Source organism: Promicromonospora kroppenstedtii DSM 19349 (assembly GCF_000515355.1).
GTDB lineage: Bacteria > Actinomycetota > Actinomycetes > Actinomycetales > Cellulomonadaceae > Promicromonospora > Promicromonospora kroppenstedtii.
In genome coordinates, this window is sequence record NZ_KI911589.1 from 1 (window position 1) to 285 (window position 285).

Sequence of the window (285 nt, forward strand, 5' to 3'; positions counted from 1 at the left end):
ACGGCGTTTCTCTCCCCACGATCTCACATCCACAGTTAGGCCTCTGACCTGGAGTTCTACACCTCGGCCGAGTGAGCCTCAGATACGCCTAGAGGAGTGCCCTGTGAGCCGCCCCAGCCTCTCCGCGGCCGTCTCCGGCGGCTCCCACCGCGCGTCCCTCGAAGCCCTCCGCGACTACCTCGCGGACGCGCTCGACCAGACCGACACGCCCCCCGCGACCCAAACGCCCCCGCTTCGCCCAACCGCCTTCAGGCCGGTCCTGGCCGAGCTCGCCGAGATGGACAA

Annotated in this window: 1 protein-coding gene; it reads left to right on the top strand. The window is 68.8% G+C overall.

Going from position 1 to position 285, the window contains the following annotated elements:
* Nucleotides 1–103 precede the first annotated feature (103 nt).
* Nucleotides 104–285, top strand: a 182-nt coding sequence (locus PROKR_RS36755; RefSeq protein WP_036959375.1) for a hypothetical protein, incomplete at its 3' end; no start/stop codon positions are given.